This window comes from Paenarthrobacter sp. DKR-5, assembly GCF_018531425.1.
Classification (GTDB): domain Bacteria; phylum Actinomycetota; class Actinomycetes; order Actinomycetales; family Micrococcaceae; genus DKR-5.
Genome location: NZ_JAHBOI010000003.1, coordinates 476,448 through 502,008 on the forward strand (window position 1 = coordinate 476,448; position 25,561 = coordinate 502,008).

28 protein-coding genes and 1 tRNA gene are annotated in these 25,561 nt (G+C 67.0%); 22 read left to right on the top strand and 7 right to left on the bottom strand.

Annotation, left to right across the window (positions count from 1 at the left end):
• Window positions 1-53 precede the first annotated feature (53 nt).
• Window positions 54-884 (top strand): SMP-30/gluconolactonase/LRE family protein, encoded by an 831-nt coding sequence (locus KIH31_RS08395; protein WP_214426623.1) that lies wholly within the window; start codon window positions 54-56, stop codon window positions 882-884.
• A gap of 24 nt (window positions 885-908) precedes the next feature.
• Here the strand turns inward: KIH31_RS08395 and KIH31_RS08400 are convergent, their stop codons facing one another.
• Complete coding sequence (locus KIH31_RS08400) at window positions 909-2,519, bottom strand: protease pro-enzyme activation domain-containing protein (protein ID WP_214426624.1); 1,611 nt, start codon at window positions 2,517-2,519, stop codon at window positions 909-911.
• Between the two features lie 228 nt (window positions 2,520-2,747).
• Between KIH31_RS08400 and KIH31_RS08405 the strand changes: the two genes are divergently transcribed.
• Window positions 2,748-3,167 carry a hypothetical protein gene (locus KIH31_RS08405; RefSeq protein ID WP_250545665.1) on the top strand — a complete coding sequence of 140 codons (420 nt, stop codon included), beginning with the start codon at window positions 2,748-2,750 and terminating at the stop codon, window positions 3,165-3,167.
• A 123-nt stretch (window positions 3,168-3,290) separates the two neighbouring features.
• On the top strand, window positions 3,291-4,418 hold the full coding sequence (locus KIH31_RS08410) for an FAD-dependent oxidoreductase (protein WP_214426625.1): 1,128 nt from the start codon (window positions 3,291-3,293) through the stop codon (window positions 4,416-4,418).
• Window positions 4,419-4,439: 21 nt separating this feature from the next.
• On the opposite strand, the gene KIH31_RS08415 is transcribed toward KIH31_RS08410, so the two are convergent.
• Both KIH31_RS08415 and KIH31_RS08420 read right to left on the bottom strand, forming a co-directional pair.
• Entirely contained in the window at window positions 4,440-4,616 is a 177-nt protein-coding gene (locus KIH31_RS08415) for a glycine zipper domain-containing protein (protein WP_214426626.1), read from the bottom strand.
• A 40-nt stretch (window positions 4,617-4,656) separates the two neighbouring features.
• Window positions 4,657-5,880 carry a multidrug effflux MFS transporter gene (locus tag KIH31_RS08420; protein ID WP_214426627.1) on the bottom strand — a complete coding sequence of 408 codons (1,224 nt, stop codon included), beginning with the start codon at window positions 5,878-5,880 and terminating at the stop codon, window positions 4,657-4,659.
• Window positions 5,881-6,164: 284 nt separating this feature from the next.
• Here KIH31_RS08420 and KIH31_RS08425 point away from each other — a divergent pair, with 284 nt between their 5' ends.
• The 5 genes from KIH31_RS08425 to KIH31_RS08445 all read left to right on the top strand — a co-directional run bounded on the left by KIH31_RS08425 (window position 6,165) and on the right by KIH31_RS08445 (window position 9,995).
• Window positions 6,165-7,028, top strand: a complete 864-nt coding sequence (locus KIH31_RS08425; RefSeq protein WP_214426628.1) for a phage holin family protein — start codon at window positions 6,165-6,167, stop codon at window positions 7,026-7,028.
• A 59-nt stretch (window positions 7,029-7,087) separates the two neighbouring features.
• Entirely contained in the window at window positions 7,088-7,717 is a 630-nt protein-coding gene (locus tag KIH31_RS08430) for a CDP-alcohol phosphatidyltransferase family protein (protein WP_214426629.1), read from the top strand.
• On the top strand, window positions 7,717-8,619 hold the full coding sequence (locus tag KIH31_RS08435) for a DMT family transporter (RefSeq protein ID WP_214426630.1): 903 nt from the start codon (window positions 7,717-7,719) through the stop codon (window positions 8,617-8,619). Before KIH31_RS08430 ends, KIH31_RS08435 begins: the two co-directional genes overlap by 1 nt.
• Before the next feature lie 62 nt (window positions 8,620-8,681).
• A complete protein-coding gene (locus KIH31_RS08440; protein WP_214426631.1) occupies window positions 8,682-9,878 on the top strand; it encodes a glycosyltransferase in 1,197 nt (398 codons plus the stop codon).
• Window positions 9,879-9,921: 43 nt separating this feature from the next.
• A tRNA-Ile gene (locus KIH31_RS08445) sits at window positions 9,922-9,995 on the top strand.
• Window positions 9,996-10,120: 125 nt separating this feature from the next.
• Here the strand turns inward: KIH31_RS08445 and KIH31_RS08450 are convergent.
• Genes KIH31_RS08450 through KIH31_RS08460 form a run of 3 tightly spaced genes read right to left on the bottom strand, consistent with a single transcriptional unit; the run spans window position 10,121 to window position 12,292 of the window.
• A complete protein-coding gene (locus KIH31_RS08450) occupies window positions 10,121-10,621 on the bottom strand; it encodes a hypothetical protein (RefSeq protein WP_214426632.1) in 501 nt (166 codons plus the stop codon).
• The gene (gene xerC / locus KIH31_RS08455) at window positions 10,614-11,816 is read right to left on the bottom strand and encodes a tyrosine recombinase XerC (RefSeq protein WP_214426633.1); all 1,203 of its coding nucleotides are present in this window, start codon (window positions 11,814-11,816) and stop codon (window positions 10,614-10,616) included. The genes KIH31_RS08450 and xerC overlap by 8 nt, the downstream gene beginning before the upstream one ends.
• The gene (locus KIH31_RS08460; protein ID WP_214426634.1) at window positions 11,816-12,292 is read right to left on the bottom strand and encodes a helix-turn-helix domain-containing protein; all 477 of its coding nucleotides are present in this window, start codon (window positions 12,290-12,292) and stop codon (window positions 11,816-11,818) included. Before KIH31_RS08460 ends, xerC begins: the two co-directional genes overlap by 1 nt.
• A gap of 106 nt (window positions 12,293-12,398) precedes the next feature.
• On the opposite strand from KIH31_RS08460, the gene KIH31_RS08465 reads away from it, so the two are divergent.
• From KIH31_RS08465 to KIH31_RS08520, 13 genes are all read left to right on the top strand, one after another.
• Window positions 12,399-12,599 (top strand): AlpA family transcriptional regulator, encoded by a 201-nt coding sequence (locus tag KIH31_RS08465; RefSeq protein WP_214426635.1) that lies wholly within the window; start codon window positions 12,399-12,401, stop codon window positions 12,597-12,599.
• Between the two features lie 98 nt (window positions 12,600-12,697).
• The gene (locus KIH31_RS08470) at window positions 12,698-13,186 is read left to right on the top strand and encodes a hypothetical protein (protein WP_214426636.1); all 489 of its coding nucleotides are present in this window, start codon (window positions 12,698-12,700) and stop codon (window positions 13,184-13,186) included.
• Complete coding sequence (locus KIH31_RS08475) at window positions 13,183-14,730, top strand: phage/plasmid primase, P4 family (RefSeq protein ID WP_214426637.1); 1,548 nt, start codon at window positions 13,183-13,185, stop codon at window positions 14,728-14,730. Before KIH31_RS08470 ends, KIH31_RS08475 begins: the two co-directional genes overlap by 4 nt.
• Before the next feature lie 122 nt (window positions 14,731-14,852).
• On the top strand, window positions 14,853-15,221 hold the full coding sequence (locus tag KIH31_RS08480) for a hypothetical protein (RefSeq protein ID WP_214426638.1): 369 nt from the start codon (window positions 14,853-14,855) through the stop codon (window positions 15,219-15,221).
• Window positions 15,218-15,814 (top strand): helix-turn-helix domain-containing protein, encoded by a 597-nt coding sequence (locus KIH31_RS08485; protein ID WP_214426639.1) that lies wholly within the window; start codon window positions 15,218-15,220, stop codon window positions 15,812-15,814. Before KIH31_RS08480 ends, KIH31_RS08485 begins: the two co-directional genes overlap by 4 nt.
• A 117-nt stretch (window positions 15,815-15,931) precedes the next feature.
• Complete coding sequence (locus KIH31_RS08490; RefSeq protein WP_214426640.1) at window positions 15,932-16,231, top strand: hypothetical protein; 300 nt, start codon at window positions 15,932-15,934, stop codon at window positions 16,229-16,231.
• On the top strand, window positions 16,224-16,526 hold the full coding sequence (locus KIH31_RS08495) for a WhiB family transcriptional regulator (RefSeq protein ID WP_250545666.1): 303 nt from the start codon (window positions 16,224-16,226) through the stop codon (window positions 16,524-16,526). The genes KIH31_RS08490 and KIH31_RS08495 overlap by 8 nt, the downstream gene beginning before the upstream one ends.
• A gap of 387 nt (window positions 16,527-16,913) precedes the next feature.
• Window positions 16,914-17,702: a hypothetical protein gene (locus KIH31_RS08500; RefSeq protein ID WP_214426641.1), complete on the top strand. Its 789-nt coding sequence runs from the start codon at window positions 16,914-16,916 to the stop codon at window positions 17,700-17,702.
• Complete coding sequence (locus KIH31_RS18305) at window positions 17,699-17,833, top strand: hypothetical protein (RefSeq protein ID WP_284675972.1); 135 nt, start codon at window positions 17,699-17,701, stop codon at window positions 17,831-17,833. Before KIH31_RS08500 ends, KIH31_RS18305 begins: the two co-directional genes overlap by 4 nt.
• Complete coding sequence (locus tag KIH31_RS08505) at window positions 17,833-18,204, top strand: hypothetical protein (protein WP_214426642.1); 372 nt, start codon at window positions 17,833-17,835, stop codon at window positions 18,202-18,204. Before KIH31_RS18305 ends, KIH31_RS08505 begins: the two co-directional genes overlap by 1 nt.
• A gap of 18 nt (window positions 18,205-18,222) precedes the next feature.
• Window positions 18,223-21,027, top strand: coding sequence for a hypothetical protein (locus KIH31_RS08510; protein WP_214426643.1), 2,805 nt, complete (start codon window positions 18,223-18,225; stop codon window positions 21,025-21,027).
• Window positions 21,028-21,450: 423 nt separating this feature from the next.
• The gene (locus tag KIH31_RS08515; protein WP_214426644.1) at window positions 21,451-21,984 is read left to right on the top strand and encodes a hypothetical protein; all 534 of its coding nucleotides are present in this window, start codon (window positions 21,451-21,453) and stop codon (window positions 21,982-21,984) included.
• A 359-nt stretch (window positions 21,985-22,343) separates the two neighbouring features.
• Window positions 22,344-23,534: an acyl-CoA dehydrogenase family protein gene (locus KIH31_RS08520; RefSeq protein WP_214426645.1), complete on the top strand. Its 1,191-nt coding sequence runs from the start codon at window positions 22,344-22,346 to the stop codon at window positions 23,532-23,534.
• Here KIH31_RS08520 and KIH31_RS08525 read toward each other — a convergent pair.
• Window positions 23,462-24,223, bottom strand: coding sequence for a peptidoglycan DD-metalloendopeptidase family protein (locus tag KIH31_RS08525; protein WP_214426646.1), 762 nt, complete (start codon window positions 24,221-24,223; stop codon window positions 23,462-23,464). The genes KIH31_RS08520 and KIH31_RS08525 overlap by 73 nt on opposite strands.
• A gap of 372 nt (window positions 24,224-24,595) precedes the next feature.
• Between KIH31_RS08525 and rpsB the strand changes: the two genes are divergently transcribed.
• On the top strand, window positions 24,596-25,525 hold the full coding sequence (gene rpsB, locus KIH31_RS08530; RefSeq protein ID WP_214426647.1) for a 30S ribosomal protein S2: 930 nt from the start codon (window positions 24,596-24,598) through the stop codon (window positions 25,523-25,525).
• Window positions 25,526-25,561: the final 36 nt, after the last annotated feature.

The following is a 25,561-nucleotide window of genomic DNA, read 5'->3' on the forward strand; positions in this document are numbered from 1 at the left end:
GGACGCTGCGAAGATTGGCGCCAGTGGCATAAGCGGCGCGTAGGGCAGGGCGGATGATGGGCAGGATCTCGACCGTTGTCACCGGAATCGGCATGGGCGAGTCCGCACGGTGGCACAACGGCACCCTCTGGTACGCCGACTGGATGGCCCGGACGGTCTCGGTCCTCGGATCCGGCGGGGCGGCGTCCGTTGTCGCCACGGTGCCGTCATTCCCGATCTCCTTCGACTGGTTCGACGACGGCCGCATGGTGGTGGTGTCCGGCGGCACTGCCGAGGTGCTCGCCGGTTTCGGCGGCCGGCTGGCCCGGATAGCGGGCCTTGGGCACCTCTCACCGGATCCCTGGAATGAACTGGCGGTGCACCCTGGAGGCGCGCTCTACGTCGACGGGATCGGGTATGACTTCGCGGGGCCGCCGCGGGCGGAAGGCCTGATTGCGAGGGTCGCCCCGGATGGGACGGCAACCCGGGTGGCCGGCGGACTCGCCTTTCCCAATGGCATGGTCATCAGCCCGGACGGTGCCTTGCTGGTCGTGGCCGAATCCCACGCCGGCCGGTTGACCTGCTTCGACATCGGGGATGGCGGGGCGCTGGCGAACCGCCGGGTTTGGGCTGCGGTGGAGGGCAGCGCGCCGGACGGGATCTGCTGGAGCCCCGACGGCGGGATCTGGTACGCGGATGTACCCAACCGCCGGTGTGTGCTCGTGCGGGAAGGCGGCGAGGTCGCCGACGCCGTGCAGTTTCCCCAGGGCTGCTTTTCCTGTGCTGTCGGCGGAACGGCCGGCGACCTGCTCTTCGCGACGGCCGCGGACTGGCCGGGCGCGATGGACGCGGCCGGCCCTAAGTCTGGCCGCGTCCTGGCCGTTCAGCTCGCACAGGGCGGGTAACCGCCCCGTCCGGGCCCGCACGGACTACTGTCCCCTGACGACGGCCAGCAAAGCGGCGCCATCGGGGCTGCCCAGGCCGGTGCAAGGGTCCCAGCCGGTCGCGGCCTGGTACGTGCCGTTGCTGCCGCTGGTGATATCGCGGAAGGCAGCGGACGAGCCTGCTGCCGGACGGTACAGCAACGGCTGGAGGAGTCCCAGCGGACGGCCTGACGCCTGGGCCAGCCGTGCCACCAAGGCGGCCCAGAGCGGCGCGACTGCACTCGTTCCGCCGATCACCATGTCTTTGCCGTCCACGCGGACCTTGTAACCGGTTTGGGGGTCGGCCACGGCGCTGACGTCCGGCACGCCCCGGCCCTGCCGGGCCGCCGGCCCGGAAGGCCGCCGGTGGCGGCCGTGCGCGGCCAGCCCGGACTGCCAGGCGGGAGCGGGGAACACGTCGCTGTAACCGCCGCCGGTGGCCGACCGCGGCCCGTCGTTCCAGACGGTTTCCGCCCTGACCGAGCCGGTGCCCGGGTCCGCATCCAGCCGCGTTCCGCCGCAGGCAAGTACATGGGGACTTGAGGCCGGAAAATCGGCGTGGTCCTTGCCGTCGCCCGCGCCGTCCGTGCTGCCGTTGTCGCCCGCGGCCGCCGTTACCGTGACACCGAGTGCCGCCGCGTCGGCCAAGGCCTGGTCGAAGACGGTCCGGGCCTGCGCGGTCCACGCATCCTCGCTCTGGCCCCAGCTGATGCTGATGGCGGCCGGCGCAGGGGTCGCGTGGGAGGCAGCGGCAATAGCATCCAGGAAACCGGCATCGGTGTTGGGCGCGAAGTAGACCATCAGTTCCGCGGCCGGTGCCAGTGCGCCGACTACTTCGACGTCGAGCAGCACCTCGCCATCGGCCCCTCCGGGATCCTGGCCTGGCTGGTTGGCGCCCCCGTCCACCCCGACGGCTTTCACTGCAGGCGTCTTCAGGCCCAGGCCGCTGAAGTAGGCGTCGAGGTCCTGCTGGCCGTACCCGCCGCCCAGTTCGATGATCGCCACCTGCTGCCCGGCGCCGTCAGTGCCTTGCGGGAAGTTGTAGATCTTTCCGAGCTCGGGCGGGGTGTAGCTGGTGCCGGCGGACGCCAGCGGGATGGCCCGGAACTGGGCGCGCGCCTGCGGCCGGTCATCGAGGCCCAGGACGGCAGTGACGACTCCGTCAAGGACCGCAGGAACCCGCAGGCCCCCGGTGCGGTGCCGGTGCGTCACCGTGCCCCCATGCGGCCCGCTGCTGGTCACATCGTCCAGGCTTGTTCCGAAGATCGTGCTCAGCAGTTCCACCGTGCCGCCCAGCCGGATCCGCCGGGACGGCTGGTCCGCCGCGAGGACCTCGGCACCGAGACGGGTGAACGTCTCGACCGCCAGCTGCAGGTCAGCGGGCGAGGCGCCGTGCGCCGCCGCGAATTCCTCCCGGCTCATTGGCGCGGCAAGCGCTTCCTCGGGAAGATCCGCCTGCCGACGCAGCACCACCGTGACTTCGATGGGCCGGGACGGGTCCGCCGGACCGTGCGCGGCACTGATGCCGAGGAAGGCGGACCGCTCCGAGCCGGGCAGTGCGACGGTGGGTTCCTGGGCCGCGGGCGTGCTTCCGGGCTGACTGCCTGAGGGGGTCATCTGGCTCTCCGATCGTTGGTTCGCGTGACGTAAGGAGGATTATGCTCCTGCGGACCGACAAACACGCCGGTCGCCGGCGTGTTAAGCACATGTTCATGTTCTGAGCCGGTGCCGGCGGCAGGGGCGTCCGGGGCCGAAAGACTGTGGCTGGCCGGACCGGCGCCCGGCATATCATTGGTGGCAAGAAGGCCGCCGGCGTCGTCCGTCGGCTGCAACCGGAGGTGTGCGATGGCGCAGGAACCGGCCCGCGAGCCCGGCGGGCGCCAGCTCCCGGAGGGCTGGCGGCGCTACCGCGGGGCGCTGCTGACGATTTGGAAGGACCGGCACGAGGAACTGCACGGTCCCGGATCCGCCGCCACGTTCGCTGACGGACTCTTCGTGCGCGATCACCGGCGTCCGATCGCCCAATGGGTCAACGTCGGCGAGCGGGCCGCGCTGCTCGTGGCGCCGGAGACATCAGCGGACTGGCCGGTCCAGCGCTTCGCAATCTACTACGCACCGCCGTCAGGAGGGCTGGTGCAGGTCCGCTCGAGCCCCCACGAATGGCGGCCCTTTTCCGCGTCCGGTGCCACTGACCGGGATGCCTTCCAGGCCGCCATCGACGCGGCCGAGGAATTCCTCGTGCTGGAGGCAGGCTTCGCAATCTGAGCAGGCACTGCCTGCTCCCGCGAGTACGTTACGCGGAATTAACCCGGCCGGTCCCGGCGCGATACGGCATTGCGGGTAGCGTGCAGTAGCTCCTATCAACACCGCGGCCGCCGGGAGGAAGCAATGCTGCAGACCAAGTATGCGGTGATCGGTGCGGGACTGGCCGGAGCAGCCACCGCCTGGCAACTGGCGCGTGCCGGCCACGAGGTGACCGCCATCGAGCAGTACGACGTCGGCCACCCTTACGGCAGTTCGCACGGCAGCGCGCGGATTTTCCGACGGGTGTACCCGCAAGCGTTCTACGCCCATCTCACCGGAAGGGCCGAGGCACTCTGGCACGAACTGGCCGCCGAGAGCGGCGCGAAGGTGCTCACTACGACGGGGGGCCTTGATTTCGGGGCGCAGCGCAACCCGCGCAAGCTGGCCCGTGTGCTCGAATCGCTGGGCATCTACAGCAGGCTCTACGGCGCCGAGGAAGCGCGCAGCCTCTGGCCGCAAATCAATTTCGACACCGAGGTGCTGTACCAGCCGGACGCGGGAGTGATAGACGCCGATCTCGCCGTGCGGGCCATGCTTGACCTTGCCTGCGCGTCCGGTGCCCAGTTGCTCTCCGGCTGGCCCATCGGCTCCGTCACGCCGAGCGCCAGGGGCTACACCCTCAAATCCCCGGGACGGCCGCTTGTGCACGCGGAGACCGTGGTGGTCTGCGCGGGAGCGTGGCTGCCGGAGATGCTTCCGGAGTTGCCGCTGCCGGACGCGGCGCTGCGGGCCCTTCCGCGGCTGGCGGTCACCCAGCAGCAGGTCCTCCATTTTCCGGTGCGGGACCTGGCCGACTGGCCCGTTTTCGTGCACATGGGCCCGCTGCAGGTCTACGGCCTGCCCGGCGGACGGGACGTCGACGGGCTCGCAATGAAGGTCGCCGAGCACGACGGCGGCAGGCCGACCACGGCCAGCGGGCGGGACGGGATCGTGGACCCGGCCGCACGCGACCGGTTGATCGACTACGTCCGCACGTATCTGCCCGGGCTGCGGCCCACCCCGGTGGCGGAGGACACTTGCCTCTACACGAGCACGCCCACGGAGGACTTCCTGATCGACAGGATCGGGGGGATCGTGCTGGTCTCGCCCTGCTCGGGCCACGGCGCGAAGTTCGCGCCCCTCGTTGGCAAGCTTGCCGCGGGCCTTGCCACCGGTCGGGGGCGCGTGCCGGCCGAATTCACGCTGGCCGGATCAGCCTTGGGAGCTCTCTGACGCCGTCCCGGCCGGCCTCCGTCAGCGCCGGCGGCGGCCGGGGTTGACCCGGTACATCGCTGCCCCCAGCACCACCGCGCCGAGCAGCGCACCGAACACGGGGTTGCCGATGAAGCGGCCCAGGATGAAACCGAGGACGGCGCCGAGGACGGCTCCGACGAAAAGGCCCCGGCCGTTGCGGTTATCTTTGACAGCCATGAACCCCACGCTACGGGATCCGCGGCTCGGCCTCCGAACGCTACTGAAGCGCCGGGACGGTCCGCGGCCTGACCAGCAGCCACAGCCCGGCAATAGCCACCGCCATGCAGATGGACATGACCAGGCCCATCGGGGCGGCCGAGCCGACCCCGAGCAGCCCCACGACGGGGGAGACCAGGCCCGCCATCCCGAAGTTCACCGCGCCCAGCAGGGAAGCCGCGGTGCCGGCCTGGGCGCCGTGGTTGGCCAGCGCGAGGGCCTGGACGCAAGGGAAGGTGAAGCCGGTGGCACAGATGTAGAGCCAAAGCGGCACCAGTACGCCCCACAGGCCGAAGCCGAGCGAGTCGAAGAGCATGATCAGGCACGCCATGGCGAGCATGGTCGCCGTCGCCGCCGCAATCACCCACTGCGGTCCGACGCGCCGCACCACGCGGGCACTGATCTGCACACCCGCCACGATGCCCAGGGAATTGATCCCGAAGAGCAGACCGTACTGCTGGGCGCTGAAGCTGTACACGTTCTGGAACAGGAACGGCGACGCCGAGAGGTAGGTGAAGAGCCCGCTGAAGCTCATCCCGCCGACGACGAGCATGCCGACGAAGATCCGGTCGGAGAAGACCGCTTTGTAGCGCTGCGCGACGGTCAGCCCGTGACGGCCCCGGTTCTCGGCGGGCAGCGTCTCGATGATCAGGAACAGCGCGGCGAGCAGCACCAGGACCCCGTAGCCGGCAAGGAACCAGAACACCCCCGGCCACGCCATCACGAGCAGCAGCTGCGAGCCGATGACGGGGGCGAGGATGGGGGCCATTCCGTTCACGAGCGCCATCCGCGAGAACATCCGGACCAGGGGGTAGCCGCTGAACAGGTCGCGCACCATGGCCATCGCCACGACGCCGCCGCCCGCCGCGCCGACGCCTTGGAGCACCCGGAAGAAGCCGAGCATGGTGATGTTGTCAGCCGACGCCGCCCCTACCGAGGCGAGCACGTGCAGCGCCGTCGCCAGGATCAGGGGAAGCCTGCGTCCCACCTTGTCGCTGAAGGGGCCCATCAGCAGCTGACCGGTTGCGAAACCCAGCGTGGTCCCCGTCAGGGTGAGCTGCACAGCGGTCGCGGATACCCCGAGATCCTGCTCCAGGGCGGGGAAGGCGGGCAGGTACAGGTCGATGGTGAACGGACCCAGTGCCGTCAGGGCGCCGAGCACGAGGACGTAGACGAGCTTCTGGTTCCGGCTGAGAGCATCGCCCGGATGCGTGGTGGTGCTCAAGAGAGGTCCTTTATGGCTGGTGCGGTGAGGGGAAGCTGTGCCGGGGCGGAAGCAAACCGGCTCCGGGGGCGCTAACGCGGCCCGCGCGCGTGCTATTCCATCCTAGGGTCGCAGGCGGCCCCGGACGCGCAGAAACGGCAGCAGTTGCCGCGTCGGGTAGGGCGGGTAGGCGGGCGGGAAGTTCCTCAATGGTAATTTTATTCAGTAAGCGTGCTTCCTTCCGCGTTCTGTCGGGCGCGAGGGGCCACGCGGCACTGCAGGAACCATTGATGGAGGCGGTACCCATGGCAACTTCCCGACGCGCCGGAGCCACTCAGGCCACCGGACAGCCTTCGCTTGTCGGCGCCGTCAAGCTGGTGTCCCGGCTCGCGCCGAAGCAGCTTGCTGACGAGCTGGAGCTCGCAAAGACCGAACTCAAGCGCAAGGGGATCCAGGCGGGGATTGCCTCGGCGTTTTTCGTGGTCGCGCTGTTGTTTGTCGCGGCGCTGGCGGTGGCCCTGATCATTGCCGCCGTCATGGCCCTGGCGACCGTGATGCCGGCGTGGCTCTCCGCGCTGATCTTCGGCCTGCTGTTCGTGATCATCGCGGGGCTCGGCGCCATGCTTGGCCTGTCGCGGTTCAAGAAGGCCATGCCGCTGCTGCCCGAGCAGGCGATCCGCGGCGTGAAGTACGACATCGGCGTGCTGAAGGAAGGCCGCCGCTTCGACCCGTCCACGCTGGACAAGAAGTCTCCGGCTGACGAAAACAAGGACAAGGCCAAGCAGGAAGAAAAGGCCAGGGCGAAGGCGGAGAAGGCCGCCCAGCCGCCGGCTCCCTCGGAATCCGAGCTGCAGACCCGCACCGGCGAACGCCGCGAGCACCTCACGGGCCTGCGCGAAGACCTCGGTGAGGAACTGGACGTCAAGAAGAAGTTCGAGGAGCTCATGGTGGCAGTGAAGGGCACCGCGGGCGCCCGCCTTTCCGGCGCAGGGGCCACTTCCTCCGGCCGGCGCGCCGCCGGCCAGCCCGCCACGGCGGGGGAGGCCAAGCCCGTTATCCTGCCTGAGGACGTCATCAACACCGTGATGGACCGCTGGAAGCCGCTGTCTGTCCTCGGCGCCTCGCTGGCCGCGGTTGCGGTTCTGGCGCGTAAGCTGGGCAAGTCCTAGAACCGGGGCGCCGGGACGGTGGCCCCGGAGGCGGCATTCTGGCTACGCAAGGGGAGGACATGAGGCTCAGCGGCGCAAGCGGCCGGTCCGAGCAGCCCGACCCTGACCGGGATGACGTGCTGACGGTACCGAACCTGGTGACCGTGCTGCGCTTTTGCGGCGTCCCCGTCTTCGTCTGGCTCGTACTTTCCGCCCGGGACTATGGCGCTGCGGTCGTGGTGCTGGCCGTGATGGGCAGCACCGACTGGGTGGACGGCTATCTCGCACGCCGGTTCAACCAAACGTCCAGGCTGGGGCGCATCATGGACCCGATAGCGGACCGGCTGGCCCTGATCGTGGTGTTCATCACGCTGGCCGTGGCCGGCATCGCTCCGGCCTGGCTGCTGTATGTGGTGTTCGTGCCCGACGCCGTCCTGGTCGCGACCTCGCTGTGGCTCTTCCACAGCCACCCCGACCTGCCGGTGCTCTGGATCGGCAAGATCCGCACGGCCCTGTTCCTGGTCGGCACGCCGCTGCTGCTGCTCTCCGCTGTCACCTCACCCGCCGCGCCGGTGCTGCGCGCGCTCGCCCTGGGGATCCTCATTGCGGGCTGCGCGCTGCACTTGGCCGCCGCCGTGGTGTATTTCCGTGCGATCCTCGCCAAGTACCGCAGCCTTGGCCGGCGCGGGGCCGGAACGGGAGACGCCTGATGGAGTGGCTTGCCGTAGCCTGCGCGGTCGCCGCCTCCTTCTTCCTCGCGGTCGGCGCGCAGCGGCAGGGCAGCGCGGTCCGCGCCAACACCGGGGGCCTGACACTGAGCTCGCACGGTTTCCTGCGTCTGCTCGCCAACGGCCGGTGGGTCTTCGGCCTGGTCCTGCTGATCACCGGGATGGGTTTGAATGTCATCGCCCTGGCCACCGCTCCGCTGACCGTAGTCCAGCCGATCGGGGCCATCGCCTTGGTCATCACAACGGTGGTGAACTCCCGGGACCAGGGCATCCGGCTGAACCGCATGACCGTTGTCGCGATCGCGCTGTGCGTGACCGGGTCGGCCTTGTTCGTGCTGCTGGCGGTGAACGTGACCAACGAGAACAACCACGTCGGGGTCCCGCAGGAACTGACCATCGTGCTGCTGCTCGCGGTCGTCGTCGGCTTCTTCGGCAGCCTGGCGGTCCTCCTGCGGCACCGGATCAGCGCCTTCGTCTACATTCTGGGCGCCGGCATGCTCTTCGGGTTCGTCGCGGTGCTCACCCGCATCATCGCCAAGCACCTGCTGGACCCGAACGGCCGGTTCCTGCTCAATGTGTCCTGGTATTCAGTGGTGGCGATCGCCGTCGCCGGCCTGCTGGGATCCTGGTTCGTGCAGAACGCCTACTCCAACGGGCCCCCCGACCTGGTCATCGCCGGCCTGACAGTGGTCGACCCGATGGTGGGCATCGCGATCGGCATCTCCATCCTCGGCGAGCTGCGTCCGGACGTCCACGCCGTGACCGCGATTGCCATGGGCGCCGCGGCATTGGTTGCTATTGTGGGGGTCGTTGCCTTGTCCCGTCACCACCCCGACGTCGTCAAGGCCGCCAAAGACCCGCGTACAGAGGGTCGACGCCGCTGACGCGCGCTGCGCATCGCAGGCTGCCGCCGTTGGCAGCGGACCCACCGACCAGGAGTTAATGAGTGAGCTTGCCCGACGACCACAAGCCCCTGACCATCTTGATCGCAGCGGACACCTACCAGCCGAACATCAACGGTGCGGCGCAATTCGGCCTGCGGCTGGCCAAGGGCATGACGGCCCGCGGGCACGACGTGCACGTGCTCGCCCCGCGCGGGGACAAGGGCGGCCCGTTCACGGAGTCCCGGCCGGAGGGGACAGTGCACCGGCTCAGGTCCCGGTCCGTGCCCACCCACCCTTACTTCCGCATCTGCCTGCCGTGGGAGATCAAGAAGCACATCAGCATGCTCTTCGACCGGATCCAGCCCGACGTCGTGCACATCCAGTCGCATTACATGATCGGCGAGTACACGCTGTACGAGGCGGTCAAACGCGGCGTGCGGGTCGTCGCCACGAACCACTTCATGCCGGAAAACCTTGCACCGTTCCTGCCGTTCCCGCAGTGGTTCCTGGACATCGTCGCCAAGAACTCCTGGCGCGACATGGGCAAGGTCATGGGCAAGGCCGACGTCGTCACGACGCCGACCCCGCTGGCCGCAAAGGCGATGCACGACCACGCGTTCCTGCACAAGGTGCTGCCGATCTCCAACGGCATCGACGCCTCCGTCTACGAACTCCGCGAAGGCGAGACGGTGGAGAAGCACACGTTCCCGACAGTGCTCTTTGCCGGACGGCTGGCCGAGGAGAAGCACATCGACGTGCTCATCGACGCGGTTGCCAAGACGGACCGCGCCCTGAATGTGCACCTGGAGATCGTCGGCGGCGGCGAAGTGAAGCCCGCCCTGGAGGCCCAGGTGGCGCGGCTCGGGCTTGAGGACCGGGTGAAATTCCTCGGACTCGCCAGCGACGAGGACCTGAGGACCGCCTACATCCGGGCCGACCTGTTCTGCATGCCCGGAACCGCCGAACTGCAGTCCCTGGTCACCCTCGAAGCGATGTCCGCGGCGACGCCGGTGGTTCTCGCCAACGCGATGGCACTGCCGCACCTGGTGCGCGAAGGAGAAAACGGCTACCTCTTCACCCCGATGAACAGCACCGAACTGGCGGAGAAGATCACGAAGATCCTGTCCCTGCCGGCGGAGGAGCGCGAAGCCATGGGCCGGGTCAGCAGGGAGATGGTGGGCAAGCACAGCATGGCCTCCACGCTGGACACTTTCGAGGGCCTCTACCGCGGCGAAAGTTACGAGGACCACGCGGTTTAGCCGCTACCATAGCTGTGGCGCGGCGGAACCGCGGCGCCCGAAGGGGGCTGTAGCTCAGCCGGTTAGAGCAGCGGACTCATAATCCGTCGGTCGTGGGTTCAAGCCCCACCAGCCCTACAATAACCGCAGGTCAGAGGCACAATGCCCCTGGCCTGCGGTTGTTTCGTTGGCACGGACCCAACGTTTACCCAACGAAATCAAATCGATAAGCGACGCGGACGGCTCAAGAGAGTGTTAGCTTCTCAAACGTGTGCGAATACGGAGTGCCAAGACGGGACTCCCAGATCACACGGCCGCTGGAATGGGACCCGCAAGGGCATCACAGGAAGCCCGTTATTCGCCGCCCGCAGACTTTGCGACAGGTCGACCCAACTTTCGAGAAGGTCGAAGTCGTACGACACCAAGCTCGGAATAGTCCCCGCTTCCTCCACGCGGCTTCCCCCCAGGAAATCCACCACGAAGACAACCTTCTCAGCGTCGTCTGAACCCTTGTTCCTCATCTTCAGGACCTTTTTCGTTCGATCCCATTCGAGGCCCCAGACGACATCGTGGCGCTCGATCTGGCGTTGCTCGACCCGTTCCGCGATGTCCGATGAACGGGCAGCCTCTTCCGCCGAACGCCTGGCCGCCTCGGACGACGCCTCCGCATGCCTGTTGGCAGTACCCGCGCGCCTCCACATCAGAAAGCTGAAGATGGATGCCGCGACAGCCACCGCGATAGCCACCCAATCCGAGCTAGACATCAAGTCTCCTTCTCACCGCTTGATCGAGGACCTCCGCTACCTCCACATGCGTAGTTTTCCGTCCGTGGTAGCGGTCCTGAGTCATGGACACATTCGCATGCCCTAACTGATCCGCGCCCACACGGGCCGACAGCCCCTGCGCATCAATCATGGTCGCCACCGTCTTCCGGAACGTGTGGGACGTTACCCAGTCGAATCCGAGCCGGTCCCGCACCTTCCGCCACTGCTTCGACACCGCCGACGGGTCCCGCAGCGACCCCGTAGACGACGGGAACACGGCGTTGTGCAGGTTCGGCACGGACTCGACCTGCCGGCGCAGCAGCATGGCCACAGCGAAACCGGGCAGGGGCAGGGTGCGTTCACCGGCCTCGCTCTTGAGGAAACCTTCACGGATCATGCCCTGGCCCTTGGTGCGGCCGACCTTCCCGCTGATCGCCACCGTCTTGGCGTCGAGGTTGATGTCTTCCCACCGGATGCCCAGCACCTCGCTGATGCGGGCCCCGGTGCCGGCGAACATGGTGACGACGTCCGCGAGGTCAGCCTCCGCGCAGTACTCCGCCAGGGTGAGGCCGGGACGGACCTTGTTGCCCGGGTTGATCGGAATAGGGGAGTGGTGCACGGCGTCGAGAATGCCGCGGAGCTCGTCGACGGTGAGGGCGCGGGCTTTCTTCACGGGGGCGGTGCGCACATTGCCGACGTCGCGGACGGGGTTGTGTGTGATCGCGTCGTAGCGGACGGCGAGCCCGAACATGCCGGAGAGGATGACGCGGGCCGTAACAGCGACGGAGGGGCCGCTGTTGGCCGCCAGAGCCTTCAGGAACCCGTCGAGGCGCTGAGTGGTGGCTTCGCGGATTCTGAGCCCTCCCAGGCCCTTCACGACGTACCCGGCGACGTACTCGTACCTCTCGAATGTCCTGGGGGAGCGGCCTTCGGTGCGCAGGTGCCCCAAATAGGCGTCCCAGAGGGCGGTGAGCCTCGTGTTGGGGCTGAGGTCTTCGGTGGTGGGGGCGGTGCGTTCGGTGAGGGCGGCGACGAGGTTTCGTTCGGCTGCGGCCCCGGTACGCCCCGACCGTTCGACCAGGCGGGTGATGCCGTCGAGGTCACGCACGCGGGCTTTCGCCACCCAAGCAGCGTTGCCCTGCTGTGTGCGGGTGATTTTCCCCCAGGAGCCGAGGGGCAGGGCCGGCCTAGGCATTACCGGGCACCCTTCCTTGCGTCGCCTTCGCTCAGCTCGTGCGCTGAAGCTGGGACCTCATTTCCCATCTCATCAATATCAGCAGCAGTCGGTCCTAGCTGGGGCGTCAGGACGAGGTTGATATTTATCGCTCGGAGTTCCTGCCGCATCTGAGAGAGCGTACGGATGACCTGATCCGACATGTCATCTACGGCCTTGAGCCGGTTGATGACGTCCACCAGCGTGGCATTCAGATCGTCGACGGGCGTGGTCAGTAGCTGATCGATCGTAGACCCCAACGCCGACGCAAGTGCCGGTGCTTCGGTTAGCTTGACGGCGCGGTCTCCATTCTCAACGCGTGACAGTGTTCCTTGTGTCCACGGGACGCCGCGTGACCGGAGTGCTTGCGCCAGTTCTGACTGGCTCAAGCCTGTCTCCTCGCGCAGGCGGGCCACGGCTCGTCCAACTGCTCGGTTATTTTCTTGGTCCTCACTCATGCCATTGAAGATACAGCAATATGTAGTGGCGTACTATTGCGTATTGCTGTTACTCTGTTTACGGATGGAAGTCCATCGTAAAACGAGATAGAGAAAGGCCCCTCCCATGAGCGCTATCGACACACCGGAGCGTCACCTCACCCCCCAGGACCTGGCTGACCGCCTCGGCGTCCCTCTACAAACCGTCCGTCTCTGGCGGCACAAAGGCGTAGACCCGCAGGCCATGAAGCTCGGCCGGCACGTCCGCTACCGCCTTTCCGACGTCCTCGCATGGGAGCAAGCAAAAGTCGAGGCAGGCAGCAAGTGACCCAGCACGCCCACTGTCCAGGCACGAAAAAGGGAGCCGGCACCACCCGACTCCCTCAACACCAAACCCCCACCCACCAAAAGGAAAAGAGTCCAGTGATGTCCACTGTAACCGACCACGTCTCGACCACCTACAGTGACCGCCCCAATCAGTTCCTCTTCCAGGACGACGGGCCCCGGCACCCCGACTGCGCGGAATTTTGCGTCTGCCACGCCGGCGACGAGTGTGTGGGTCCGCAGACCCTCACCGCCCCGGGAATCGAGGACGACGAGGGCGCCGCCCAACCCGACCATCTGGTCGTTTATCCGTTCCACCGCGAGGACATCGATCAGGGCGGAGTGTTCCTCGGCCCGGAACGCGGCGGCGACGGTCAGGCGGGCACCTATCTGACCGAGGCCGCGGCCTTGCAGCTCGCGGCCGACCTCCTCGCCGCGGTCGAGATCCGGCACGCCGACGAAATCAGGGAAATCACAGTCGACTACGGTATCGACGTGTCGATCATCGACATGATCACGCTGTCACACAGCCTCCTCGACACCAGCATCCTCGCCCGCCGTATCCAGGCCGCCGGGGATGCAGACGAGTGAACACCGGCCCGTACTTCATGCAGCTGCCGGAAAAGCAGCGGGCACCATTCCTCAAAGAGTTTGGGCGGCGCGCAGGTGAATGGAAGCAAGACAACCCCGGCAAAAACATGCCCCCCGACGTGCGCACACACCTCGAAGCAGCTGCCACGGCTGCCACCAGCCCGGTAGATGCCGCCCCGACCCAACCCGCCACCGGCGCGGACACCACCGAACACCGCGGCCAGGCGCTCATAGCGACAACGCTCGTCCACAACTGGCCGGACAAGCTACGGCACGTTTACAACCTCGGCTGGCGCCACTGGGACGGGAAGCGCTGGGCGGCCGACGAACACGGCCACGCCAAAAGGGCCGTCCTCGAAACCATCCTCTCCGCGAAACACAAAGCCATCGATGACGACGACAAGGGGCTCATGCGAGACGCCGAACGCTGCGAAAGCGCCGCCGGCATCGCAGGCGTACTGGACATCGCAGCAGCGCTCCCGCCCTACGCCATCACCGTCGCCGACCTCGACGCCGACCCATACCTCCTCAACGTCGCCAACGGAACCCTCGACCTGCGCACAGGTGAACTCAGGCCTCACGACCCGGCGGACAACATCACCAAGCTCGCGGCGGCCGCTTACGACCCGGATGCGCCCTCAAAAACGTGGGATGCCTTCCTGGCCAGGAGCCTCCCCGACGAAGCCGTGAGGGGCTTCCTGCAACGCTTCATCGGGCAAGCCCTCGTCGGCCTCACCCTCGAACACCTCCTGGCCATCCTCACCGGCACCGGCCGCAACGGCAAAAGCGTCCTCTGGGCCACAATCTCCGCCGCGCTCGGAGACTACGCCGCCATGGCAGAACCCGACCTGTTCATGCACCGCGAGAACGCCCACCCAACCGGCGAAATGGACCTCCTCGGCCGCCGCCTCGTCGCTGTCTCCGAATCTGACCAAGGCCGCCGGCTAGCCGAAGCGACCGTCAAACGCCTCACAGGCGGTGACAAAATTCGTGCCCGGAAAATGCGGCAGGACTTTGTCGAGTTCACACCTTCGCATTCGGTCGCGCTCATCACGAACCACCTGCCCAAAGTCAGCGGCGACGACCCCGCCATTTGGGCTCGCATCCGCGTCGTCCCGTTCGGCGTCGTCATTCCCCGCGCCGAACGGGATCCCAAGCTGCCGGAGAAACTCCACCTCGAGCTCGACGCCGTCCTGACCTGGGCTGCTTGTGGCTGGAGGGAATACCAAGCGCACGGGCTGGCGGAGCCGGACGCGGTCATGGTGGCCACGGAGCACTACCAGGCGGACAGCGATGCGCTCGGCAGGTTCCTGGAGGAATGCTGCGAAACCGGGCCGGGCCTGTCAGCGCTCACCGAGGCCTTGCACCGGGAATGGAGCACCTGGGCTTTCCAGGAAGGCGCCTCACCAATGGGCAAAAAAGCCTTCGGCGAGGCGCTTGAGGCGCGCGGATTCCCCGTGAAGCGAGGTACTGGCGGCATCCGATCGAGGCTCGGAATCACTCTGAAAACGCCGGCTTACGGCAACGGCTTGGACCAACAGTGACGTTAGTGACCTGTTCAAGTGTTCCCCCTACGCACACACACATACGGGAGATAACACTTTCCCGCGTCACAAACGTCACTAACCTCCAAAAACCCAACCCACCAACACACCTAGGACCCAAAATGGCAGCCACCACCAATGCCACCAACACCCAAATCAGCTTCCTGACCGTCCCCATCAAAGTTCTCGACATCGCCGGCGAACGCCTCACCAAAAGAATTTACTGGCAACTCGACTACGTCCCGGCCGAGAAATGGGAGCATTTCGAACCCATCGGCCGCGTCAACGGCATCGACACCGGACACTTCTTCTCGCTTTGCCTGGTCGGCCTCTGGAAACCCACCGGAGAGCTCTGCCGCCTACACCTCCACTCCACCCGCCATCCAATCCTCGGCAAGCCGGAAGACCCCAGCCACACCGACCCGATCCTCGCCGCCCTCTACGACGAGTACGCCCGCCTGCCCCTCATCATCCTCGGGAGCAACAAATGAACAACGAGGCGACCGGTCGATCGGCCGGCCCCGGTGGGCGTGCGGGCGTTACGCGACGCGACCGGCGCGGGGAGGTGGGCGACGTCGAGCGGGAGCGGCTGGCCGCTGGTTTCGGTGCTGAACTGTCCCGGCTGCGGGCTGCCGCCGGCCTCACGATTGACCGGGCCTCGGAGCTGGCCGGCTTGAACCGTCAGAGCCTGTCCCGACTCGAGCACGGGCGCACCCGTCCCACCGTGGACAGCATCAACGCCCTCGCCGCCGTCCTGGACCCGGTCACGACCACGGTCAGCGTGGACAGGTTGAGGGCGTTGGCGGGTCCGAGCTTACGGACGCATCACCGTCGGCGGTCGCCGGCCCGGAAGGCGCTCACCGTGTCACAGGCGGAGTGGGCGTTGCGGTCCCTGCTCCGCACCCAGGAGGACAACCGCAGGGCCGCGAAGGGCCTGCCGGCGGCGTTGGTGGAGCGGGAGGCTGCGATCCTTGCACCACTGATCGAGCAGGCGCGGGAGGACTTGGCCAGGGCGGAGGCGCTCGCCGAGGTCGAGGTCACGGTCCGTCGCAACCGGGGTGAATCGGGTGAAAGCGTTGGGTAAACGTTGGGTCCTGTCGTCGCCCGGGCGCTCAGTGCCGCTGCTTTCCCAGTGCTGGCGCGGGAATGTCCGGGTTCGATCCATGGAATGCGTGGTTATGAGTCAGTCCCAAGGGCCCTCGTGACCGGCGAGGATCGGGCGGCCGTGACCGGCGTCTTCATCGTCAGCAACCCTGCTCGCTTCGGCCTACCCGACACGTCAGGCGGGTGGGGGCTGGTTGATCTCGTCTGGCCTGCGTCGGGTACCCGGGCCACTGCGGCCGTGGACCGGGCGTTCACGGTCATGGTGAAGGAAGCTTACGACTTGGGCATGGAGGTCGATCTGCCGTCCAGGCACTTCCGGCTCATCCGGGGCGGCCACATCCTCGACTGGGAACGGGTGGACGACCCGGCCGCCTGGGCGGAGGTCAACCATGGTTGAGCCGGAGCTGCTCGAACATGGACGTGCCCCGTTGTCCATGCTGGGCGTCCCGCACCACGCCATGGCCGCGTGGCGGGCCCTGCTCGACGCACTGGAGGCGAACCCGGTCACCCCGTGCAGGACCATGCTCACTCCGGAGCAGTGGTTCACCCCATCCAGGCCGCAACGCAAAGCAGCGGCCGCCGCGTGCGCAGGCTGCCCCGTGCTCCTCCAATGCCAGGCATACGCGTACGCAGCCCCGGAGCGCACAGGGATCTGGGGCGGGATGCTGCCGGAGGAGCGCCGCAATGGCTGATCTGGTGCCCTTGGGCGCGCTCGTACGCGGACCGATCGCCCACGCGATGCTGCGCTCTCTCATGAGAGACCTAAACGCCCAGGCCCGGCTGAACGGTGCCCCGATCCCGGCCTGGGCGCTGCCCGTGTACCAGGCGCTGGAGGCTGCGTCGGGCGAGGCCGTGCTGAGACCTTCGACGGTCATGTCCGCTAGCGGACCTCCATTTGAGACTGTGAAGGTGTCAGGTGACGACTGGGTTCCAGTTGCTGCTGCTGCCGCCCAAACCGGCCTGAGCGAGCGCCACATTCGGCGCCTCGCTCAGGCCGGCCAGGTACGCGCTGAGCGCTTCGGAGGACGCACCTGGCGCATAGACCTAAATTCACTTACCAACGTCCTTAGGAGGGCGGCATGACCACAACACCAACCGAAGACCCGGACGCGATCATCGCCTCCGCCGAGCAGGAAGCCCAGGAGGCCGCCCAGCTCGTCGAAACCCTCGAGGGGAAGGTCCGGTCCGGCGACGACACGGTGACCCACGAAGAGATTTCCAACGCCCGGCGACTGCTGGACTTCGTGAGGCTCCGCAGGGAGGGGGCAGCGGTCAAGGCTGCCAAAGCCCGGGAACAGGCCCGCCGGCAGGCCTGCGAAGCGCTCAAAGCCGAAATCGACGCCCACACTGCGGGTGAGGGTGAAGTCCTGGCGCAGCATCTCGGCGGCGCCCTGGACAGCCTGCGGGCCTTCGTCGCCGCCGTCAACGAGCACAACGAGCGGGTGTACGGGTGGCGGGCCCGGGCCGAGGAGCTCGGCGTGCCCGTGCACCTGCACCCGACGACCCCGCCAGCGGAGCATGGACGGCTTGGGCTGGCGAAGAACGGGTACACCGGGTGGACGGGAGCCGGCATCATCGCCGGCCGCCGGCAGATCGACAACCTGGATGCCAACCACTTCATCAGCAGGGCGTTCGAGCTGCTCCGCGCAGAAGGACTCTTCCGCCCAGTGGAAGGTGTCCAGGCCGGCGACCTGCTAGCCGACGTCGCGAACGTCGACTTCGACCGGGCACCCGCCGACGGCGCCCTCTTCTTCTACAGGAACCAGGAGACCGGTGCCGTGTTCCGTTTCGACAAGCCCAAGGACCAGGACTTCCTCACCCGAGGCAACCTGGTCGCGATCAGCCGGCAGGAAGCGTGGGGCGAATGAGCGCCGACCAGTTGCCCGAGTCGTGGTTGAAGACCGCCTCCCCGGAGGAGATCGTGAAAGCGCAGAAGGAAGGCCGGCTCGACGACGTCCTCGCCGGCCGCTCGGAGAAGAAGCCTGGAGGCGGTAACTGATGGCACGGACTCTCATCCCGTACACCAACCTCCTCACGGACGCGAACCTCGTTGACGTGACGGGGACGACCGCTGACCCGGTGAACGGGCACGTCATTCGCGACACGGCCGTCCCGTCGCGTTCCTGGCCCGAACAGACCGTGCTCCGGGTGCAGAACACCGCGGGCACCGCCCAGTCGCTCACCGTCCTCGGCGGGAAGCTCATGTTCGCCGCCGACACGGGGATTGCGGTGAGTATCGGCGCCGGCCAGACCCAGTGGATCGGGCCTTTCACGTCCGCCCACGTCAAGCAGGCTGACGGCAGTATCTGCCTCGACCTGGGCGCGGGTTTCACCGGGACCATTACCGCGTTCCGCGTTCCCCGCCACTAGACGCGAAGGAGACTTGCCATGTCGGAAGAGACCGAAGTTGGTTCTATTGTCGGTCGGCTGCGCATCGACTCCTCTGCCTGGAACGCGGCACTTGACGCCGCTGAGGCCAAGGCCCGCGAGCTGGAGTCGGTGGACCCGAAGGTCAAGATCGAAACCACGGGCGCGGCTGACGCTTCCGCGAAACTGGACGCGGTCGCCGCGGCCGAGCACCGCCTGGATGTAGCCAGCCGGCAAGCGGCTAACGCTGCGTCCACTGCCTACGTCGCCTCCGAACGACTCAAGGTAATGCGCGAGCGCGGAAGTGCGACCACCCTGCAGTTGACGGCCGCGGAGGAAGCCCTCGCCAGAGCGGACCGCAACGCGGAAGGCGCGGAACTCCGCCATTTGGCTGCCACTGAGGCGCTCAACAAGGCCAAGGAAACCGCGGTAGCAAGGACGGTGGAGGACGCGGCCGCCACCGAGACCGATACGGCGGCCAAGAAAAACAACACCCAGGCCACCCAGAACAACGCGGGCGCGATGGGACTCCTCTGGAGTGCCCTGGCCATGATCGCCCCCGCTGCGGTGCCGATCGCAGCCGCTGCCACCGCGGGCGGCGTCGCGCTCGCGGGGATGGGCGCCGCCGGCATCCTGGCCATCAAAGGTATCCACGACGAAATGGCGGCTGGCACGTACCAGGGCAACCAGTACGCGGCCGGCCTGTCCGTGCTGAAGGACGACCTGGATGGGCTGTCGCGGACCGGCGCGTCCGCGTTCCTGAACACCTTCCAGGGCGGGGTGGCCACCCTCAACGGTGTCATGCCGCAGCTCACCAGCGACGTGTCCGTGTTCGGCGCGGAAATGGGCAACACCGTCACCCACGGGCTCGGATTCGCTCTCGGTGCGATGCAGGCGCTGCAGCCCGCGGCTGTGATCTTCGGTGCCTGGCTGACGAACGTCACGGCGAAGCTGGACGCGTTCGGCCACTCACAGGGCATGAAGGACTTCGCCGAGTACGCCATGCAGGCAATTCCCCCGGTGACCGCGACCATCGAGTCCCTGGTGACGGCGGCGTTCCACCTGCTGCAGGGACTCGCACCCATCGGCAACGTCGCACTCACCAGCCTGAAGGTCCTGGCTGACGCGATCAACGCGCTGCCGGTGGAAGCCATCACGGTCCTCGCCCCCGCGGTGTCCGGTGCTGTTGGGGCGTTCATGCTCTTCAAGAACGTGATCCCCGTCCTGGAGGCATTCGGTATAGCCGAGAACATCGCGTTGGGTCCTGTCGGCCTCATCGTCGCTGGCGTGGGCCTGCTCGCCGGGGCGCTGGTGGGCATGTCCGCCGCCACCCAGACCAACACCGGGGACGTCACCAGCTGGACCACCGCCCTGGAGCAGTCCAACGGTGCGATCGACGCGAACATCCAGAAGATGGCCGCGAAGAAGGCGGAGGACGGCGGTTTGCTCGACGCCGCTAACCAGCTGGGGATATCCCTGCCGCAGGTCACCGACGCGATCCTCGGCCAGGGTGACTCCCTTGACCAGGTGAAGGCGAAGGCCGAGCAGGCCATCGACGCTTACGACAACAGCGCGGTCAGTGTGGACAACATGGGCCGGGCCACCCACCTTGTCACCCAGCAGCAACAAGACCAGTACGATGCGGCGACCAAGCTCTTGAGCGGCATCAGCAGCTTGAATGGCGGCCTGCAGCAAGGGGAGCACAACTACAAGAACTACACATCAGCGATCACCAGTAGTTCAACGGCTTCCACAGCGCAGGCATGGGCCACGCAGCAGGCCGCTAACGCTGCTCACATGTCGGTGGACGCGTATTTGGCGGCGGGTAAGGCAGCGGACGCCCAGGCGGCCCAACAGCAAGCGGCCGCTAACGCCATGTACCGGGAGAACGACGCCGGCGGGCTTCTCAAAGTCACCCTCGATGCGCTGAACGGCAAAACCATCAGTGCGGCTCAGGCCCAGAACACATTCGATTCGGCCATCGCCAACAGCGATAAGCACGTGGATGCGACGGGAAAGACCATCAACCGGGCCTCGACGTCGCTCGACGGCATGTCGGCGGCGGCGGTGAAGAACCGTGGCGAGCTCATCAACCAAGTCACGGACCTGAACAGTGTGGCTGAGGCCATGCGCAACAACGGGGCCAAGACCGACGAGACCCGCAACAAGATGATCGCCATGCGCAACGAAATCATTGATAATGCGGTCGCGCACGGCGAAAACAGGGACTCTGTCATCCGGTACCTGGACAGCCTGTTCAAGATTCCGAGGTCCATTCCGCCCACGCAGCTTGAGGTCGATAACGCTCAGGCCGTCGCGGCAATTGCCGCGGTCAAGGCGGGCCTGGACAACCTGCACGACAAGGTCATCTACACGACCATCATGGAATCGACCATGAACAGCGGGAACACGGGGCTGACGTCCGGTGTGGGAACACATGGAGGGGGAACCCGTTTCGCGCAGCGTGAAGGCGGTCTCGTGCCCCGGCACCTCGCCAGCGGCGGGTGGGCCGACATCACCGGTGGCGGCCTCCTGCACGGCGCCGGGGGACCCACCCAGGACCTGGTGCCGATCATGGGATCCCCGGACGAGTTCATGACCAAAGCCTCCTCGGTCAGGTCCATCGGTCCCGACGCGTTCGAGTACATGAACCGCACCGGGCAGCTGCTCACACAACCCGTCCCCGTCCCATCCGGGCCGGCCCCGGCGCCGGTCGTGCACGTGTACATCGACGGCCGGGAAATGCGGTCCGACATGGTCAATGTGGCCGTCCAGCAGATTGGTAATTGGGTCGCTGACCAGAACCGACGGCGTCCGGGCGCCTGAGGTTATGGGGTGGCCCCGCCAGGATGAGGATGAGGTAGTCGCTCCGGCGGGGCCACCGACCACAGCCTAAACCCGGGTGGAAGTGGCCGTGAAGAGGTCACTGTGCTAGATTCTGGGGGCCGGCCAGATTGCCCCCATGATCGGGCCGGCCTCGCGAGCTGGTGGGTATCGCCTCGAACCCAACCCTGCTAGTGTGCACACCGAGAGGCCTTGCCGGTCGTATCCCCCAATCAACCGGCAGGGCCTCTCTTGTGCCCCTGTCCATCCCCCAAAGCGAGACCAGACAGGATGTTAGGGAGCCTAAACCGGATTTCTGACAGACGCAATGGGAGATCGAAGGCTCTCCGTCGCCCCTACTCTGTGTCGGCGGCTCGCCGTACTCTATGCACACCAGCTTTCAAACAAACAAACCTTGGGGGAATCATGAAACCTGTCCTACTGCCCTTCGCCGTCTCCACGCTCCTTCTCACAGGCTGCGGCACCAACGACCAAGCCGCACCGGCGACGCCTTCACCAACCATCCGTCCGACGTCCTACTACGGGGAGACCGCGTCCGCGGTCGCAGCCCGGATTCCCGGCTGTGGCGATGTGAAGCCGGGCGATGTGGCGCAGGGCGGCCCGAATCTCGCGTCTTGGGCCTCATGCACGCTTAGTGGGCGTCGGGTCGACGTGTACAGCTGGTCCACGCCGGCCGCGGAGGACAGCGTCGTGAACCTCCTGAACGCGAATAAGCAGGAGCTCTACTACGCGCAGGGCACCGGGTGGACTGCCTTCGTCGACGCGGACGCGACATTGGCTTTGCAATTCACCAACCAGGGCGGCGAGCTGCTGAAGTACACGTTCGCGCACCAGGGGGAGACGCCGGCGCCTAAAGACCTGCCGGGGGAGAAGGTGACGGCCGGGACGATCGCGGACGGGCTCGGCGGCGTGACGATGCATGAAGAGGTAGTCGGGTAGCTGGTCCTGACCCAACGTTTACCCAACGAAAACAGCGCAACCCAACGAAAACCAGTGAAAGCGACGGAGGCGCAAAAGGCGCGAAAGTCCGCGCCACGGCAGGCCAGACACCACCCAACGGAAACCCATGAAAAGCCCGGACTCATAATCCGTCGGTCGTGGGTTCAAGCCCCACCAGCCCTACAGAACAAGCCGCAGACCTGGCATCGAGATGCCGGGGCTGCGGCTTGATTGCTTTTACCGCGCCCGCTTCCAGGAGCCGCCGCGCTGCTGCGCGCCGTTGCCGCCCGGCGGGGGATGGGATATGTTACTGCTCAGTAACTTAGTGATCGACGCCGATCCGAGCAGGAGGACAGTCCATGGCCAAGGCATCAGTAGACCTCAACGACCTTCCCTACGCCGACGGGGATTTTTACGGCTTTGAGCAGATGCTCACCGAGCGCGAACGCGACCGCCTGCAGGAGGTCCGCGACTTCCTGGACAAGGAAGTGCGCCCGATTGCCGTGGACTGCTGGAACCGGGCCGAGTTCCCGATGGACCTGATCCCCAAGCTGGCCGAGATCGACCTGGTCAGCCCGGTCCGCCGCCAGGGCTATTCGAATCTGTTCGCCGGACTCGTGCACGCCGAATTCACGCGCGCCGACTCTTCGATTGCGACCTTCATGGGGGTGCACGACGGCCTCTTCACTGGTTCCATCGAGGCGCTGGCATCCGAGGAACAGAAGCAGCAGTGGCTGCCGGACATCTATTCCTTGAAGAAGATCGGCGCCTTCGGCCTCACCGAGCCCCTGGGCGGTTCCGACGTGGCCGGCGGCACCCGCACCACCGCGCGCAGGGAAGGCGGCAACTGGATCCTCAACGGCGCCAAGCGCTGGATCGGCAACGCCACCTTCTCCGACTGGGTAGTGGTCTACGCACGCGACGTCGAGGACAACCAGGTCAAGGGCTTCCTGGTGGACACCGCCACCGAGGGCTACGCCGCCTCCCGGATCGAAAACAAGATCTCGCTGCGTACCGTCCAGAACGCCGACATCACGCTCACCGATGTCGTCGTCCCGGACGAGTACAAGCTCGCGAACGCCAACAGCTTCCGCGACACGAACAAGGTCCTGAAGGTGACGCGTCTCTCCGTCGCCTGGCAGGCCGTGGGCCAGCAGCTGGCTGCCTTCGACGTCGCGCGGCGCTACTCGATCGAACGGCTGCAGTTCGGGCGGCAGCTTGCTTCCTTCCAGCTGGTCCAGAGCCAGCTGGTCCAGATGCTCGGCAACACCGTGGCCTCCATGTCAATGATGGTGCGCCTGTCGCAGCTGGAAGACGAGGGCAACGCGAAGGACGAGCAGTCCGCGCTGGCCAAGGCCTTCACGACTGCGCGGATGCGCGAGACGGTGGCCATCGGCCGCAGCCTGATGGGCGGCAACGGCATCGTCGCCGACTACGAGATGGCGAAGATCTTCGCCGACGCCGAGGCCATTTACTCCTACGAAGGCACCCACGAAATCAACACCCTCGTGACCGGCCGCGCCATCACGGGCATCTCCGCGATCGTCTGAGGCCCGGGCGCCGGGGGCGGGCCCTCCAGCGGCAGCAGCACTGAAGGACGCAGGTCCAGCAGCAGCGCCAGGGGATTGACGTAGTCCTGGCCCCGCCGCACTCCCCAGTGCAGGCAGCCGTTCGAGCAATGCCCTCCGGCCTGCGGCGGGCGGGCAAGTGTGCCGATGACCTGGCCGCGCCGGACGGTGCTGCCGGCTGCGAGGGGACTCTCCACCGGCTCGACGCTGCTGCGCAGCCCGCTGGCGGTGGCGATGGTCAGCACCGGGCGGTCCGCCACCTGACCAGCGAACACCACCACACCCGCGGCCGGCGCCACGACCGGCGCGCCGGGCAACGCACCTAGGTCCACGCCGCGGTGCCCGCTCAGCCACGGCCGCGCCGGCGGATCAAACGTCGCCACGACGCGCGGGCGGGGGACCAGCGGCCACGTCCACGCCGGCCGTTCCGGGGAAGCCGTGCCGGCCGGCTCCGCGGGGGTGCCAACCGGCTGCACGGGTGTGCCGGCTGGCCCGGCTGCGGCCGCGCCCGCGCCCGCGGGCCACGGCGCGCCGGCCGCGAGACACAGTGCAAGGAGGGCCGCCAGCACGAACAGGACGGTGCGGCAGCGGCTGCAGCGGCCCACCGCCAGATCGGGAATGGCGCCGGCGAAATGGGCGCAACTGGCTCTGCGTCGGGGTCCAAGGTCCATCCCTTCACCCTGGCCGCACCGCCGGCAGCCGGGCCACGGGCATCCCCGGCCATGTGGATAACCCGGCGGGGAGCGCGGCCGTGGCGGACACGCGGCTGTAGTACACTGGGACGAGCAGTTCGCTGTGCTCATTTCCAACACCGGGAGCCTTTCCGGAGACGGCCGGAGCCCGGCGCACTGACTACGCGTATCCACACCTCCACTTGCCGGGAAGCCGGTTGGTGCAGGATTGCGCCCGCTTCGGTCCGCTGTTTCGGCAGCGGTGCGGCGCGCGAGGGATACCAGGTGCGGCACCCGCCCGGGTGCACAGCAAGACAACCGTCAATTGGCAGCGATTGGAATGAGTTCCGCGCTGCCGGAAGGAGCGTCGGCATGCCCGTCGTAACCATGCGCCAGCTGCTTGACAGCGGCGTCCACTTTGGTCACCAGACCCGCCGTTGGAACCCGAAGATGAAGCGCTTTATCTTCACCGAGCGCAACGGCATCTACATCATTGACCTGCAGCAGTCGCTGTCCTACATCGACCGCGCCTACGAGTTCGTCAAGGCCACGGTTGCCCACGGCGGCACCGTGCTCTTCGTCGGCACCAAGAAGCAGGCACAGGAAGCCATCGCCGAGCAGGCCACCCGCGTCGGCCAGCCCTACGTCAACCAGCGCTGGCTGGGCGGCATGCTGACCAACTTCCAGACCGTCTCCAAGCGCATCCAGCGCCTAAAGGAACTCGAAGAGATCAACTTCGAGGACGTCGCCAGCTCCGGCCGCACCAAGAAGGAGCTCCTGCTCCTGCAGCGCGAGAAGACCAAGCTGGAAACCACCCTCGGCGGCATCCGCAACCTGACCAAGGCTCCGTCCGTGGTCTGGATCGTGGACACCAAGAAGGAACACCTCGCCGTCGACGAGGCCAAGAAGCTGAACATCCCGGTCGTGGCCATTCTGGACACCAACTGCGACCCGGACGAGGTCGACTTCCCGATCCCGGGCAACGACGACGCCATCCGCTCCGTGAACCTGCTGACCCGCGTCGTGGCCGACGCCGTTGCCGAGGGCCTGATCGCCCGCAACAACCGCGCCGCCGGCACCGACGCCCAGACGGGTGCTGAAGAGCCCCTGGCCGAGTGGGAGCGCGAGCTGCTCGAGAGCTCCAAGGCCGAAGCCGCAGCTTCCGAGGCTGCCCCTGCCGCTGAGGCACCGGCTGCTGAAGCTGCCCCTGCCGCTGAGGCACCCGCTGCTGAGGCTGCCCCCGCCGCTGAGGCACCGGCTGCCGAGGCTCCGGCCGCGGACGCAGCCGACGCCGACAAGTAAATCAGGACCTTCTCCGGTGCGAAACGCGCCGGAGGC

What these genes read in the sequence shown, in the direction of transcription:
- KIH31_RS08465 (WP_214426635.1), top strand. Translation starts at nt 12,399, where the DNA reads ATGAGCGCTATCGACACACCGGAGCGTCACCTCACCCCCCAGGACCTG.
- KIH31_RS08485 (WP_214426639.1), top strand. Translation starts at nt 15,218, where the DNA reads ATGAACAACGAGGCGACCGGTCGATCGGCCGGCCCCGGTGGGCGTGCG.
- KIH31_RS08510 (WP_214426643.1), top strand. Translation starts at nt 18,223, where the DNA reads ATGTCGGAAGAGACCGAAGTTGGTTCTATTGTCGGTCGGCTGCGCATC.
- KIH31_RS08435 (WP_214426630.1), top strand. Translation starts at nt 7,717, where the DNA reads ATGGAGTGGCTTGCCGTAGCCTGCGCGGTCGCCGCCTCCTTCTTCCTC.
- KIH31_RS08410 (WP_214426625.1), top strand. Translation starts at nt 3,291, where the DNA reads ATGCTGCAGACCAAGTATGCGGTGATCGGTGCGGGACTGGCCGGAGCA.
- KIH31_RS08505 (WP_214426642.1), top strand. Translation starts at nt 17,833, where the DNA reads ATGGCACGGACTCTCATCCCGTACACCAACCTCCTCACGGACGCGAAC.
- rpsB (WP_214426647.1), top strand. Translation starts at nt 24,596, where the DNA reads ATGCCCGTCGTAACCATGCGCCAGCTGCTTGACAGCGGCGTCCACTTT.
- KIH31_RS08430 (WP_214426629.1), top strand. Translation starts at nt 7,088, where the DNA reads ATGAGGCTCAGCGGCGCAAGCGGCCGGTCCGAGCAGCCCGACCCTGAC.
- KIH31_RS08425 (WP_214426628.1), top strand. Translation starts at nt 6,165, where the DNA reads ATGGCAACTTCCCGACGCGCCGGAGCCACTCAGGCCACCGGACAGCCT.
- xerC (WP_214426633.1), bottom strand. Translation starts at nt 11,816, where the DNA reads ATGCCTAGGCCGGCCCTGCCCCTCGGCTCCTGGGGGAAAATCACCCGC.
- KIH31_RS08405 (WP_250545665.1), top strand. Translation starts at nt 2,748, where the DNA reads ATGGCGCAGGAACCGGCCCGCGAGCCCGGCGGGCGCCAGCTCCCGGAG.
- KIH31_RS08400 (WP_214426624.1), bottom strand. Translation starts at nt 2,519, where the DNA reads ATGACCCCCTCAGGCAGTCAGCCCGGAAGCACGCCCGCGGCCCAGGAA.
- KIH31_RS08500 (WP_214426641.1), top strand. Translation starts at nt 16,914, where the DNA reads ATGACCACAACACCAACCGAAGACCCGGACGCGATCATCGCCTCCGCC.
- KIH31_RS08525 (WP_214426646.1), bottom strand. Translation starts at nt 24,223, where the DNA reads ATGGACCTTGGACCCCGACGCAGAGCCAGTTGCGCCCATTTCGCCGGC.
- KIH31_RS08480 (WP_214426638.1), top strand. Translation starts at nt 14,853, where the DNA reads ATGGCAGCCACCACCAATGCCACCAACACCCAAATCAGCTTCCTGACC.
- KIH31_RS08415 (WP_214426626.1), bottom strand. Translation starts at nt 4,616, where the DNA reads ATGGCTGTCAAAGATAACCGCAACGGCCGGGGCCTTTTCGTCGGAGCC.
- KIH31_RS18305 (WP_284675972.1), top strand. Translation starts at nt 17,699, where the DNA reads ATGAGCGCCGACCAGTTGCCCGAGTCGTGGTTGAAGACCGCCTCCCCG.
- KIH31_RS08470 (WP_214426636.1), top strand. Translation starts at nt 12,698, where the DNA reads ATGTCCACTGTAACCGACCACGTCTCGACCACCTACAGTGACCGCCCC.
- KIH31_RS08515 (WP_214426644.1), top strand. Translation starts at nt 21,451, where the DNA reads ATGAAACCTGTCCTACTGCCCTTCGCCGTCTCCACGCTCCTTCTCACA.
- KIH31_RS08520 (WP_214426645.1), top strand. Translation starts at nt 22,344, where the DNA reads ATGGCCAAGGCATCAGTAGACCTCAACGACCTTCCCTACGCCGACGGG.
- KIH31_RS08460 (WP_214426634.1), bottom strand. Translation starts at nt 12,292, where the DNA reads ATGAGTGAGGACCAAGAAAATAACCGAGCAGTTGGACGAGCCGTGGCC.
- KIH31_RS08495 (WP_250545666.1), top strand. Translation starts at nt 16,224, where the DNA reads ATGGTTGAGCCGGAGCTGCTCGAACATGGACGTGCCCCGTTGTCCATG.
- KIH31_RS08450 (WP_214426632.1), bottom strand. Translation starts at nt 10,621, where the DNA reads ATGTCTAGCTCGGATTGGGTGGCTATCGCGGTGGCTGTCGCGGCATCC.
- KIH31_RS08395 (WP_214426623.1), top strand. Translation starts at nt 54, where the DNA reads ATGATGGGCAGGATCTCGACCGTTGTCACCGGAATCGGCATGGGCGAG.